The following is a 13,638-nucleotide window of genomic DNA, read 5'->3' as shown; positions in this document are numbered from 1 at the left end:
GGCTGCGCACAACGATGTTCAAGACGCCCACTCGGCTTTGGCTTCGTGCTGTCGGTCAACCGTCGCCAGCAACTCATCGGCCAGAGCGAGCAAATTTTGACTCGAATCTGAAGCTGAAAGCTGCTTGTTCGCCGGATCGCGTGCTTCAAATTCGGCCAAGCAATGTTGGCAAACCACTTGTTTGCCTAAATGTGCCACCCGAATTTCCAGACTCCGACCGCAGGTGGGGCATTCCTGAACATAATACACGGGCTTCGACATGACGGTATCTCCTACTACCGAATTGCCCGATCGCCATTGATGTCGCATATTGTACGACCCTTCCTGGCCCGAAGCAAATAGATCACGCAAAATTTACAAATGTGTAAAACTGTTAAATGTGGCAAACCACGCTATCCCTTGCCGCGCTGCATGAAAGCAGTGAACAGAATTGCCAGACAGCAAACGGGTTTTTCAGGTTCACAGGAGGTTTGCTTTCCATGCATATACCGTGCCCAAAGCCAGCATTCAGCCGATGACATACATGCTAGGCTTTCATGAGCATGTAAAAAGGCGTAAGACAACTGCGGTTTTTCAACGGCTTTATGTATCCGCTGTCTCTTCAAAACACCCAAATTCAACCGAATCATGGCAAAAATGACGAAACTTCTAAACCTGAGGATTGCATTTTTAGGAACCGTAATGACCGCCGCTTTGACAGATTTATTAGCTTATGCGTCCGTTCCAAGGCTTCCCTCCTGGGACCAAGTGGAGAAAGTTGTCGCTCAACAATTGAACAGTTTGGCGGATTATCAGCCAGGCGACGTCCTCTCCCGAAATGAAGTAGACCCCATGTTCGATCGTTTTACGCGATTGGGTTGGACCGTAAACGATCGGCTAGAAATCGTAAGTTTGGTGCCCGGCGATAGCGAAGCCATCGTTCGTCAGTTCCGCTCGGCCGCCGGAAAGAAGTTCATGCGGCAAATTAATAGAGACCCGATGGGTTACAGCCGTGTCGATCAGCTCGATCATGTCACGCTGGGGCCGGAAACCGTCGATGCACTCATCACGAGCAATGATGGGTACAAAAAGATATTGAACCTGGGAACCAGCACGCCACGTCAGAACCAATCGTGGATGATAGCTCCCAGTTTGCGTGGGACCAATTTCAACGCTTCGACAGGGCGCATCTACACGGCCGAAGAACTTCTATCGCGATTGAAGAAATCGTACGAAATGGCTCAGGCGGGAAAGTGAAAGAGAATATCCATCCCCGTAGAATGATAATTTTTACGCACGCTCTATGGCACACAGCGAATTGATTCGATCACCACAGGCCGTTCTGGCACGTTTTCAAATTGAGGCGTGCTATGGACTTTACTGTTGGCAATTTGATCGATTACTTCCATCCCTTTTATGACCTTGCCAAATACGCAGTATCCGTATTGTTCGGGCTCGGAGCCGGAAAAATCGAGCGTCGTATTGTTGCCCAAGTTGATGAAAAATTGACACGTTGCGCTATCGATGCTGTCCAATTGGCGCGCCATGGCGATGGTTCCTCGGCGATTCTTCAATCCGTTATGGGCTTCATTCCTCAGCGGCGGTTGGGTGGGACGCTGCGTGAAGTTGGGATCGTATCCGCCGCCAAGCACAATGAAATTGTCATAGACCTGATGGAAAATAGTGCCGTCGTACTGGCCCGTTTGCACGTAGCTTAAAAAGTTATCAACCGTAAGCGGTGCATGTTCAGCATCGAGCTCGACTGTGAATTCGCCGGCGGAGGTCCGCATCAATACCATCGGGTGCAAATTCAGTAGCCGTCGCTCTGGCACACTTTTCGACGGTGTTACTCCACCATAATTCGACGTGTTGATGCTGGCGGTAGGAGGGGCGGTGTCGCTAGACCAACATCCGGCGGTGATTGGTAGAACAGCAATCGCCAGTCCGCACAAAAATTTACGCACAGCTAGGTCGATGCATTGCATGGCCAACACAAACCTCCTTGCTTGGTTGGTAATCGAAGGCAATCGACGGGGCCAAATCTAAAGACCGCGCCGAATGATATTCCGGTAAGCCGGAATGCGGGGATGGCATCATCCGCGCTTGGTGCAATTCTGGCAATGCCGATTTTCCATAAAATCAAAGCGGCCATCAAAAAAACGGCTCTCCTCGCAGGGACTGGGGCAGGTAATCCCTTGGCGCGAAGGAGAGCCGCTATTATTGAGGTTGAGCAAGCTGAGGCTGTGCTAGCACCTTCCGCAACTTGCCATACCGCATGTTCATCGGATGCGGCAACCCGCAAAGGTTAGCTTATTCCCCGTGCTTGTCTACCAGACACGGGGCTCGCCCGCGATCAACCTCGCGAATTTTCAGCGCGTCCGCGTAATCTAATGCCGCAGGCTAGTTACTTGCGCTAATTGCCTAACTTCCGAAGGCTGCGCTCAATGAATTTGCAGACGACGTATAGCTTGTGGAAGTGGCCTGCCCCACCAGCACGATCGCTCCGAAGCATACCAACAGAATTAACGCCAACATCACTGCATATTCCACGGCGGTTGCGGCACGATCGGACCGCATAAACCGTTTGATTGATAAAATCATCCTCTAACTCCCGATCGAATCTCAGCCAAAGAAAAGACAACACCACAAATGACTAGACTACCACTTAAGGTTAGCTTGCCAAGAAACAAATGCAAATCAACAGGCTGAAGAGTATTGGGTACTTTGCACATTACCCGACTGGGTCAATTGGCCCATTCCGCATGTGGAATTGAATTTGTCCCATGATCGTCAGTGGTAGTGTCAGTTATTTACACACAAATCGACCGGGCGGTTCCGTACGACGCTGCCCCTCGACCAAGTCAGCCTGCTTTTCGACGTCGCACTGAAAGCACCACGCAACCGATGAATGCAAGTAGTTCCCAACGTGATCGAGGCTGGTTCGGGAACGGCCACGAACTTGAACACGCTAGTGGCAGACGCGGAATCATTGGAAGTCAACGCGAAATGATTTAATCTCCATTCTCAAAATCACTTCGAATGCGGATACGACCGAACTGCATGCAAGAATGTTCGCGAAATTCCAACATGGGTGTCTAAGCAGAAACGAACAGGCGCTTTCTAATTCGTAGCGATCACAATAAAAGATCTTTTTATTGCAGCGGTGAGCGATTGCAAATATATTGATATTCGCTAATGGTTAGGGGAATGATTGGGATCAGGAGCAATGCATGACCAAGCGATGCAGGGATGGGAATGCGCAACGCAGGCACGTCCGTCGACACCGGCTGTTTTCCAGACGCTATTTCGAGCGGCTGGAAGTCCGATTGCAGCTTGCCGCCGGGAGCGTGGTCATCAACGAAATTAACTACAATCCGCCGGACAAAACCAAGCCGACGGAATTCATCGAGCTGACCAATCCCGGAACCACGTCCGTCGATTTGAGCGGGGCTTCGTTCGTGAACGGCGTGCACTACACGTTCCCCTCGGGCACCACGCTGGCAACCGGTGGCTTCATCGTTGTGTCGGAAAGCCCGACGGCACTGCAACAAATGTATGGCGTCAGTTCGTTTGGACCGTGGTCCGGCAGTCTGAGCAACAGCGGCGAAGATGTAACGATTCAAGATGCCGCTGGCAATATGCTGGACGATGTGAATTATGGAGCGGGTTTTCCCTGGCCGCTGGAGGGCGACTCGCCCGGACCTGGGTACAGCATCGAACTTATCAACCCGAATTTAGACAACAGTTTGGGCGGCAATTGGCGATCGTATAATCCCGCCGTGCCGACGCAAGTAACGCTCATCGCCAAAGATTCCACGTGGGATTATCGCAAAGGAACGGCGGAAGCAACCCCGGCGCCATTTGCAATCGGTGCGTGGCGTGGGCTCGATTATGTCGAGGACAGCAATTGGAAAACTGGCGCCGGACCCATCGGCTACGACCAAACCGGCGGACCGGTGATGGGCACCAAGCTGTCTGACATGAGCAGCAGCTACACCTCAGTGTTCATGCGCAAGACGTTTAACATTCCTGATCCGGCTGAGGCGCTGGGGTTGACGCTGCAGGCGATGTACGATGACGGCTTCAACGTCTGGATCAACGGCCACCTGGCGCAAACCGTAAATACACCGGGCGAGAACACGGCATTCAACGGGTTGGCCAGCAGCGCGCGCGCTGGCTCGGACGCCACTTATTTCAACTTCACGATCAACCCCACATTTCTCCAGGCTGGCGATAACGAAATTGCCATCCAATTTTTCAACGCCGCCAAGACCGATAGCGATGCTTACTTCGACGCCGCACTGATCGAAACCACGGGCACCGGCGGTCCCACGCCTGGCCGGCAAAACTCCGATTTTGCGGCCGCCGCTGCGCCGGACATGCGGCAGGTGACGCAAAGTCAGCAAATGCCAACGCCCGGCACCACGCAAAGCATCACCGTTAAAGTGACCGATCCTGCCGGTGTGGCTTCCGTGACACTGGCGTATCAAACGGTCGACGCCGGCAATTACATTTCCTTGCAAGACGCCGCCTACAGCAATCCAGCGAATTGGACCACCGTCACCATGTTCGACAACGGCACCAATGGCGATGCCGCCGCCGGCGACGGAATTTACACCGCCGTGCTGCCGGCCTCGGTGCAGATGGATCGGCGCTTGGTGCGATACCGCATTACGGCCACCGGTAGTGACGGCCTTTCCATCACCGGCCCCTACGACGATGACCCGGTGCCCAATTTCGCCTATTACGTTTATTCAGGCGTGCCATCGTACACTGCTGCGCTACAACCCGGCGGCAGTGGCTCGGCCGGGCAAACTCAGATGTTCAGTTCGGCAACTATGAGTTCTGTGCCCGTACTGCAACTTCTGACAAAACAGCAAGACCACGACAACTCGCAGCACATTCCCGGTTCCAATAGTCCGGCTTCGACCGGCAACGAATATACCTTTTCCGGCACATTGGTTTACAACGGCGTGGTCTACGATGGCATTCACTACCGAGCCCGTGGCGGTACGTGGCGGTACGCCATGGGCAAAAATATGTGGAAAATCGACTTCCAAAACGGACACGATTTCCAAGCCTACTATGCCGATGGCACGCCTTATCCCACGCTGTGGAAAAAGCTTGACTTAGGCGCCGACATCCAGCAAGGCGACATTGGTGATCGCGGCGAACAGGGCCTGTTCGAAACCATGTCGTTCGCGCTATTCGACGAAGCCGGAGTGCCAGCGCCGGCCACCATTCCCACCGAGCTGCGAATTGTCGAAAGCGCCTCCGCGACCGGAACCAGCCAATACACGACCGATTTTCAGGGTTTGTATTTGATGATCGAGGAGCCGGACGGGCGCTTTCTTGATGCGCATGATTTGCCCGACGGTAATCTTTACAAAATCGAAAACGGCGCGGGCACCTCAAAAAATCAGGGGTCCACCGAACCCAGCGACGGCTCAGACTTAACCGCTTTCATCGCCGCGCTGAATAATCACCCCAGCGAAGCGTGGATCGAAGCCAACATCGACTTGCCCGAGTTCTACGCCTATCAGGCTGTCACCGAGATGATCCATAACTGGGACATCGGCTTCGGAAAAAACTATTTGTATTACCACAATCCCGACACAGGACTCTGGGAAATCATTCCCTGGGATACCGATTTGACGTGGTATGTCAATTACCAGCCCACCAACGGCGACATCACGCCGTTTACCTCCGCGATTTTGGCTTATGCTGATCTGCAAATTCAGTATCGCGATACGGTTCGCAGCCTGGAAGATTTGCTGTTCACGCCGGAAAACATCAGCAAGCTGGCCGACGCTTATGCCAACGAAGTTAACCCCCAGAGCACTGGTCCCACGTTGGTTCAAGCAGATGCGGCGATGTGGGATTACAATCCGATTGAAACCTCCAGCGACGTGAACTCCTCCAAAGCAAGCGTGGGGCGATTTTACGCCAACGGCTCGCCCACGCAAGATTTTGCCGGCATGGTGGCGCGGCTCAAGTCGTTTGCGCAAAGCCGGATTTCGTATTTAGACACGACCGTCATCACCACCGCCGATGCTTCCGCTGCGCCATTGACTCCCAGCGTTTCTTACACCGGCGATTCCGACTTCCCCTTAAACGATTTGACCTTCTCCACCGGCTTGTTTTCCGCCGGCAACTTGGGGGGCAGTTTTGCCGGCGTGGAGTGGCGCATTGCCGACGTTACGAATGTGCCGGGCCTCAATCCAAATTTGGAGGTCAATGCCGTCTGGGATAGCGGCGTAATCACCCCTTATAGTCCGACCGTGACCATTCCCTCGAATATCGGATTGATTCCTGGCCACACGTACCGGTTGCGAGTGCGAATGCTAGATTCCAACGGGCGCTGGAGCCATTGGTCAAGTGTCAGCGCCGATTCCACACAATTTGTGGTTACTGCTCCGAATAATGCGGTGAAAAACTCGCTGCGAATCACGGAGTTGAATTACGATCCGAAAAAGCCCAGCGGCAGTTCGTTCAACAACGACGATTTTGAATTCGTCGAGCTGGAAAACTTCGGCAGTCAAACGCTGAATTTGGCGGGCGTTAGTTTCACAAACGGGATCGATTTCACCTTCGGCAACGTCACGCTTACACCGGGACAAGTGGGCGTTTTGGTGCACAACACGGCAGCGTTTCAATCGCTGTATGGCGCCGGGCCGTTGATTTTGGGCGATTACCTTTCGACCGGCCAAAGTTTCAGCAATAGCGGCGAAGAGGTAGAACTGGATGACGCATTCGGACAAGTATTGGCCGATTTCACGTATAGTCCCGACTGGTACCCGACGACGCATGGGTCGGGCGCCACATTGGAAGTGATTAACCCAGCGGTCGATCCAGACTTGAACAACTCTGCCAATTGGCGAGCCAGCACAACCACCAATGGCACTCCGGGCGTGGGCAGCACGGCGTCGTTGCCGGGACCCACAAGTGCTGTGGCCTCGAATATTTCAACCACCCAGGTTGCGCTGCAATGGATCGATAACGCCACCACCGAGCAGGGCTACACCGTTTTCCGCAGCACTTCTGGCGGTCCTTTCACGCAAATTGCCAGCCTGGCCGCTAACACGACAACATTCACGGACAATAATAACGGCCTTGGTCTGATCCCTGGAACCCAGTACGAATACTTGATTCAAGCCTTCAATGCTTCGGGCTTCAGCAATCCCGGCGATGTGCTCGTTACCCTTTTTCCCGTGGCGCCAACCAATTTGGTTGGGGCAACCGCCAGTGGCTCCATCACGCTTACCTGGAGTGTGCCGGTTGGTGCGGACACGTATAACCTCTATCGTGGCAGCACCAGCGGCGGCGAAGCCCCAACGCCCATCGCAGTCAACGTGGCGCAGCCCATCTACATCGACGCTACTTCGGGCTCTAATTTTTACTACGAAGTCACTGCCGTGAACTCCGCGGGGCTAGAAAGCGCTCGCTCAGCGGAAATTAGCGAATTGCTGGGGCCAGTCGATTGGTATCGATTCGATGCCGGCTCGGGCAGTACTGCTGCTGATTCCGCCGGCACGAACACAGGCACGCTCGTCGGCGCAACTACTTTTATTACCCCCGGGCGCATTGGCACAAGCGCGCTGTCCTTCAGCAGCAGCGGACAATCGGCGGTACAACTAGCCAGTAATCTGGCGCCGATTTTGGGCACGACCAGCACTCTGGACGTGTGGGTCCGGACGACGCAAACATCCACTAGCAGCCTCCACTATATGTCGCCGGCGATTACTGGTGTGGAGCAAAGCGGTAGCAACAACGATATTAATTGGGGGACTCTCAATACCGCCGGCGACATCGGAATTTATGTGGGCGATGCCGGTGGCGTCTACAGCACCAGCCCCATCAACAATGGCCAGTGGCACAATATCGCCATGACCCGCGACGCCGCGACGGGCATTGTGCAATTGTACGTCGATGGAGTGCTCAACGGCAGCGGAACTTTTGATACGGGAAGCAAAACCAGTCCGTTCTCCCTGCTTGGCGCATTAACCGACGTAAACGGCACGACGATCACTGGCGCGAATTATTTCAACGGCAGTTTGGACGATGTTCGCATTTACAGCCGCGTGCTGAGCGCTTCGGAAATTGCTGGTTTGGGAGAAATACCGGCCGCTCCCGCCAATTTTACCGCGATCGCGTTATCCGCGTCGCAGGCGCAGTTGAATTGGACCAATGCCTCCAGTTTCGCGCAAAATATCGAGGTTGATCGTAAAACCGGCGTGGGCGGCACGTTCGCGCAAGTGACTTTGCTACAAGGTAGCGCGACCACATTTACCGACACCAATCTCACGGCCGGCACGCAATACTTTTATCAAATTCGCGCCACGGACGGAGCCGGCAACTCCGCGTTTACTTCAGCTGTGAGTGTCATACCCACCGTGCCGACGATCGCCGACAACTTCATTTTCTATAACGACAGTCTGTTTGACGACGAGATCGATTCCAACGCGATTGCCACCGATAAACAAGTGCTGTTGCCGGGCCAAACCGCCAGCTTCCAAAATTACACGAGTTACTCTAAAGGCCTCAATGGCCTCATGATTGACGTGAACAATCTCGATGGCGCCGTCACTGCCGGGGATTTTACGTTCCTAGTAGGCAATACCAACGACGTGGCCAGTTGGCAAACAGCTCCGGCTCCACAAATTATTTCGGAGTTTTCCGGCGGGGGCATCAACGGTTCCACCCGGATCGAACTGATTTGGGCAGACAATGCTATTCAGAACGAGTGGCTACAGGTCACGTTGAATGCCGATGGCGTTACGCAACTGGCAACGCCCGACGTGTTTTATGTCGGCAACGCCATGGGTGAAGTCGGAAATTCCGCGACCGATGCCAATATCGATTCGAGCGATATTTTGGCAGCTCGCGGTCATCACGATGCGGGGCCGGTATCGATCATCAATCCGTTTGATTTCAACCGCGATGGCATTGTCGACAACCAGGATGTGACGGTCGCCAAGCAAAATGTCCGCGTGGCGGATGCGGCGCTCCAATTGATTACCGCGCCAACTGGCGGCGGTTCGCTGACTGCTGATGCCGATTCGCCTCCGCTTGCCGAGGATGCCCCGGCCTCAATTCCAACAGCTATGCCGATTAGCCCCCCATTGCTTCCGACGATTTTATCTACCCCGATAACCGTTAATTTTTCGTCGGTGACTTCGACGGATGGTAATTCTACGTCTGTTGATTCCAGCTCTCGGCCCAGCCCGCCGATTGTGGCAGTGGAAAACACTTTGCCGCCGCTAATTCCCTTAAGCAGTACCGTGGCGGTTGTAAATACTGGATTGCGTAACAACCTTTCCACCATATATGAAGATGTTGCATCCACGCCACCGCCGATGGTTAACCACCATTTGCCTGGGCAAGATCTATTCGTGGATTTGATGTTCCTTCCCACAAAGCGCGAGAAATCACACAGTTTTGATACCGACTCGGTCACCATCGATGCTTATTGCGAAAATTTGGCGGCCGATGTTGCGCCGCGATGGCAACAACTGCTGAAACTATAATGTCTTTCAGACCATAAATGGCGGTCCATTGTATGGCCAAAAAACGGCTTGCCAGGTAATTCCATGCGAACGATTGGATTCATTATTTGCGTCAGTTGGCTGGCGACCGTTCTGGCGGCACATGCCAATCCAATTGTCAATTTGGGACATTACTACGTGGCTAAGAATTCGTCGGCTTCGATCAGCTTGGCTGTGTCCGATACCGCAAACCCTGCAGCGGAAGACATTGAAGGCATGCTATTCACGCTGCAAATTGCCGACGGCACAGAAAGTTTGCCAGCGATCAACAGCGTTAATTTTTTGAGCAATACGATTTGGTCTGGCCAGGTTGCGCCCGACGATGTTCTTCCGGCTAGCGGCGGAAATCTTCCGCAATTTCAGTCGTATGTTGTCGTAACCGACAATCAAGGGGAATTCGTCAATCCCAGTGGCACACTTGCCACAGTTAGCTTTAGTGCCGCCGGCGCACCCCTGGGCGATTACGATTTAAAACTTGTCGGCACGAAGAACAGCAGTAGCGACAGCAAATTTAACGATGGAGACGTAGATGGAGATATTGTTCCCGCTGTCTTTGGCAACGGCATCCTCACGGTCGTGGCGCCCGGCGATTTAAATCGCGATGGTCATGTCGATGCCTCGGACATTATACCGATGATGCAAGCTCTCACCAATTTGTCTAGCTACGAACAAACTCACGGGGGATTGACCGATTCGCAAGTAACGCTTCTCGGCGACCTTGACGGCAATGGCAAATTTACCAATACCGATCTGCAAGCGCTACTGAACTACCTGACAAACGGCAGCGGTTCAATTTCTTCCGTGCCCGAGCCGGCGTCTTTTCTTCTCTTAGCGCTAACCACATTGGCTGTGGGTAGGCAAGGAAATTATTATCGGAAGCCCAAAGCGCGAAGCGGTGCGTCCCTAAATTCATAATTCTCACCACGGCCTCACCGCGAGCGAGCAAATTTTGGAACGTTGGGCGGGCTAGGAACTGGCTGCACTGCCGAACATCGGCAGGTAATCAACAAAACGCTTGATTTCTGCCTGATTTACAACAAGTAGTGACAGTCGACCACGCGCCAATCGTGTCCGCGCCATCCGTCGTCGTCGAGATCATCCGCGAGGCAATTAAAGAACTTACGGTTGGTCTGAGCATGGTCAATTCGCACAGGCAAATGTCGGCGAATGAAGTCCAGGAACTAAATTCCGCGGCACTGCATTAACCGACGTTGAGACATTACGATTTCAATCGCATAACAACATCGATCAATCCGAATTGCTTAGGCTCGTAACTCAAAGGAGGCGTCATGACTGCCATCAAGTATCGAACAGCGGACGTGGGCGGCGTCAACGTCTTCTATCGCGAGGCCGGCCCGGCCGGCGCCCCAAACTTACTGTTGCTTCATGGTTTCCCGAGCGCCAGCCATATGTTCCGGGATCTGATCCCGATGCTGGCCGACCGATTTCATATTATGGCTCCCGATTTGCCAGGCTTCGGAAGGTCCGACATGCCGGGCCGGGGCCATACCTTCGACAGGATCGCCGAGACGATCGATCGTTTCACTGAGGTGGTCGGCTTTGATCGCTACGCCGTCTATGTTTTCGATTACGGCGCGCCGACCGGATTCCGACTCGCGGTAAAGCACCCGGACCGGATCACGGCGATCATCAGCCAGAATGGCAACGCGTACGAGGAAGGACTCAGCGACGGCTGGAATCCGATCCGGGCTTATTGGCAAGACGCATCACCCGCAAACCGCGAGGCCCTTCGCGCCTTTCTGACGCCCGAGTCAACCGTTTGGCAATACACGCATGGAGTTACCGACCCTACTGCGGTCTCGCCAGACGGATACACACTCGATAACTTCTACCTGGCCCGGCCGGGCGCGGCTGAAGTACAGCTCGACTTGTTCGGCGATTACAAGAGCAACGTCGCGCTATACCCGACCTTCCAAAAGTATTTTCGTACCCATAAGCCGCCGCTGCTGGCGGTGTGGAGAAAAAACGATCCATTTTTTCTGCCACCAGGGGCCGAGGCGTTCAAACGCGACATCCCGGACGCTGTCGTGCATTTTCTCGATACCGGCATTTCGCGTTAGAAACCAATGCGAACGAAATCGCAAAATTAATGCGCGAATTTCTCGCTAAGCATATTTCGCATGAGTAATTATTCCGAATAGGCCATCGGCGGCCGCAGTGGAGGATTGTTGGTATCGCAATAGCCTGACGAGGCATTTTGTAAGGAGATGTCGAAATGATTCGTTGGAGATCACTCGGGAAATTGAACATCCCTAATTCTTGGACGCTTCTCCCGCTTCGGCTCATTGTTGGCGTCGGATTTCTGCTGCACGGTTTGGAAAAACTAAATCGCGGTCCGGCGAAGTTTGCTGCAATCCTTGAGCAAATCGGCGCGCCATATCCACTTCCCACGGCGTGGCTGGTGGCGTGCATTGAAGTTCTTGGTGGCATGCTCCTGATCATCGGACTCATGGTGAGGCTTGCGAGCATTCCGCTGATTATCTCGATGCTGGTTGCCCTGTTTACAGTTCACATCCATTACGGATTCAGTTCGGTAAACACGATTGGGTTGACCCCCTCGGGGCCCGTGTTTGGACCGCCTGGATACGAGATCAACCTGCTCTACATTGCGGGGTTGATTGCGCTGGCATTGTCGAGCCCGACAGCGGCATCGGTCGACCGAATTCTGTTCCGCGAGAAATCCAACCTTTGTGCCACTGAAAACCAATTCCAAGGAGGATCAGATGAACCAGCCAGAGCAATATGATGTCGTCATTCTGGGAAGTGGTGCACCGAGCAAGCTCCTTTCCTGGTCGCTGGCCTCTCGGGGCAAAAAGACAGCGGTTATCGAGCGGCGGTATGTTGGCGGGTCTTGCCCGAATATCGCCCTGCTTGCCGAGTAAGAACATCATTCACAGCGCGAAAGTCGCCAACTATTGTCTCGCCGGGACGCGTTCGGCATCATCGCAGAGAATTGCAAAATCAATATGGCCGGGGTCCGCGATCGTAAACGGAAGATGGTTGACGGCCTGATCGCAGTACACCAGCAGAAATATAAAGAATCTGACACCGAGTAGATCATGGGCAGCGGAAAGTTTGTGACGGCCAAGACCATTGACGTGACATTGAATGACGGTGGCACGCGCACACTCCAAGGCAATATTGTCGTTATCAACACCGGATCGCGGGCTCGAATCGACAACACGCCGGGGCTTTCAGATGTCTGACCCATGACTCATATCGAAGCGCTTGAACTAGGTGAATTGCCAGAACACTTGATTGTGTTAGGTGGCGGCTACGTCGGCCTGGAAATTGCGCAGGCATTTCGGTGCTTTGGCAGTCGCGTGACAGTCATCGAGCGAAACATTGCTCTCATTCATCGTGAGGATTCGGACGTCTCCAAGGCGATGCAGCAGCTATTTCGCGACGAAGGCATTGAAGTGTTGACTGGCATGACGGTCGAGCAGGTGGACGGTCAATCCGGAACATCCGTTCGGATGCGCACAACTCGTGGAAATATTGAAGGTACGCATGTCTTGGTTGCTGGCGGTCGAACGCCGAACACCGATGCCATTGGGCTGGAAAAGACTGGCGTGGAGGTCGACGCACGTGGACATGTCAAAGTCAATGAGCGATTGGAAACCACGGCAATAGGAATTTGGGCCGCGGGAGACTGCGCGGGCAGTCCGTACTTCACGCATATCGGTGAGGATGATTTTCGCATTGTGCTAGCGAACCTTTTCGGCGGCAATCGCACGACGACCGGCCGGCAAGTGCCGTTTTGTCTGTTCACCGATCCGGAGTTGGCGCGCATTGGGCTAAACGAACAAGAGGCTGCGGAGCATGGCATTCGATATCGCCTAGGCATTGCTGGAGACGAGCGCCTCAATTTCGCAGAAATGCGCATCGGTTTGATGATCGCCAAGATTGTCGAACTGCTCCCAGGAGGACATATTTGCTGGGTCATCAGATTTAGAAAAGACTTCGTCGACCATGCTCAACAGCAGACGGTGGTTGACTCCCATCGCGCTGACTGAGGGTGCAACATCGCCCGCTGGGATTTGGTTGTCCAAGAGAATTGGCATGGGCCTAGCCCCAAAATCAAACGGCGGTT

General features: G+C 53.8%; 11 protein-coding genes. 8 read left to right on the top strand and 3 right to left on the bottom strand.

Annotated elements, in window-relative coordinates:
• Positions 1-18: 18 nt before the first annotated feature.
• Positions 19-261 (bottom strand): response regulator, encoded by a 243-nt coding sequence (locus VFE46_04920; GenBank protein ID HZZ27330.1) that lies wholly within the window; start codon positions 259-261, stop codon positions 19-21.
• A 420-nt stretch (positions 262-681) separates the two neighbouring features.
• On the opposite strand from VFE46_04920, the gene VFE46_04915 reads away from it, so the two are divergent.
• On the top strand, positions 682-1,236 hold the full coding sequence (locus VFE46_04915; protein HZZ27329.1) for a hypothetical protein: 555 nt from the start codon (positions 682-684) through the stop codon (positions 1,234-1,236).
• Positions 1,237-1,280: 44 nt separating this feature from the next.
• Here the strand turns inward: VFE46_04915 and VFE46_04910 are convergent, their stop codons facing one another.
• Positions 1,281-1,964 (bottom strand): peptidylprolyl isomerase, encoded by a 684-nt coding sequence (locus tag VFE46_04910; protein HZZ27328.1) that lies wholly within the window; start codon positions 1,962-1,964, stop codon positions 1,281-1,283.
• A 436-nt stretch (positions 1,965-2,400) separates the two neighbouring features.
• Positions 2,401-2,580 carry a Flp family type IVb pilin gene (locus VFE46_04905; protein ID HZZ27327.1) on the bottom strand — a complete coding sequence of 60 codons (180 nt, stop codon included), beginning with the start codon at positions 2,578-2,580 and terminating at the stop codon, positions 2,401-2,403.
• A 725-nt stretch (positions 2,581-3,305) separates the two neighbouring features.
• On the opposite strand from VFE46_04905, the gene VFE46_04900 reads away from it, so the two are divergent.
• The 7 genes from VFE46_04900 to VFE46_04870 all read left to right on the top strand — a co-directional run bounded on the left by VFE46_04900 (position 3,306) and on the right by VFE46_04870 (position 13,561).
• Entirely contained in the window at positions 3,306-9,506 is a 6,201-nt protein-coding gene (locus VFE46_04900) for a CotH kinase family protein (GenBank protein ID HZZ27326.1), read from the top strand.
• A gap of 63 nt (positions 9,507-9,569) precedes the next feature.
• Entirely contained in the window at positions 9,570-10,439 is an 870-nt protein-coding gene (locus tag VFE46_04895; GenBank protein HZZ27325.1) for a dockerin type I domain-containing protein, read from the top strand.
• 374 nt (positions 10,440-10,813) lie between these two features.
• Positions 10,814-11,605, top strand: a complete 792-nt coding sequence (locus VFE46_04890) for an alpha/beta fold hydrolase (protein ID HZZ27324.1) — start codon at positions 10,814-10,816, stop codon at positions 11,603-11,605.
• Between the two features lie 155 nt (positions 11,606-11,760).
• A complete protein-coding gene (locus VFE46_04885; GenBank protein ID HZZ27323.1) occupies positions 11,761-12,291 on the top strand; it encodes a DoxX family protein in 531 nt (176 codons plus the stop codon).
• Positions 12,269-12,427: a hypothetical protein gene (locus VFE46_04880; GenBank protein HZZ27322.1), complete on the top strand. Its 159-nt coding sequence runs from the start codon at positions 12,269-12,271 to the stop codon at positions 12,425-12,427. The genes VFE46_04885 and VFE46_04880 overlap by 23 nt, the downstream gene beginning before the upstream one ends.
• A 177-nt stretch (positions 12,428-12,604) precedes the next feature.
• The gene (locus VFE46_04875; protein HZZ27321.1) at positions 12,605-12,751 is read left to right on the top strand and encodes a hypothetical protein; all 147 of its coding nucleotides are present in this window, start codon (positions 12,605-12,607) and stop codon (positions 12,749-12,751) included.
• Positions 12,752-12,754: 3 nt separating this feature from the next.
• Positions 12,755-13,561: an FAD-dependent oxidoreductase gene (locus VFE46_04870; protein ID HZZ27320.1), complete on the top strand. Its 807-nt coding sequence runs from the start codon at positions 12,755-12,757 to the stop codon at positions 13,559-13,561.
• Positions 13,562-13,638 lie beyond the last annotated feature (77 nt).

The sequence above is a fragment of the Pirellulales bacterium genome (assembly GCA_035656635.1).
GTDB lineage: Bacteria > Planctomycetota > Planctomycetia > Pirellulales > JADZDJ01 > DATJYL01.
This window is presented reverse-complemented; position numbering and strand designations above follow the sequence as displayed.